Origin of the sequence: Campylobacter concisus (assembly GCF_002913045.1) — a bacterium.
GTDB lineage: Bacteria > Campylobacterota > Campylobacteria > Campylobacterales > Campylobacteraceae > Campylobacter_A > Campylobacter_A concisus_AP.
This window is the reverse complement of sequence record NZ_PPAF01000023.1, coordinates 1-440: the sequence shown is the minus strand read 5'-3', so window position 1 is coordinate 440 and position 440 is coordinate 1. Positions and strand designations below refer to the sequence as shown.

Annotated in this window: 1 pseudogene; it reads left to right on the top strand. The window is 43.9% G+C overall.

Features of this window, described 5'->3' with window-relative positions:
• Positions 1 to 440: pseudogene (locus tag CYP43_RS02570) on the top strand (polyprenyl synthetase family protein); the annotation flags it as partial.

The following is a 440-nucleotide window of genomic DNA, read 5'->3' as shown; positions in this document are numbered from 1 at the left end:
ACGCAAGCCTAAGGCGCGGCACACCAACACTTCACGTAACATAAGACGAGACCACTGCGATACTCGCAGGAGACGCGCTAAATACGAATGCTTTTTATGAAATTTCACGTGCCGATCTACCAGCTGATACGCGTATAAAATGCGTGGAAATTTTAAGCCAAAATGCTGGAGCTAGTGGTATGGTGCCAGGTCAAGCATTGGATTGTTTTTTTGAAAATACGCACAAAGAGGATACCAAAAGAGCAAAGGCTAAATTTGGCCTCTCTGGCAAGATGCTAAGCCTTGACGAACTAGTCTTTTTACACATCCACAAGACCGCAAAGCTCATCGCTGCAAGCCTAAAAATGGGTGCTGTGATAGTAAATTTAAGTGGAAGAGAGTGCGAGAAAATTTATGATATCGGACTAAAGCTTGGCCTTGCTTTTCAGATACAAGACGAC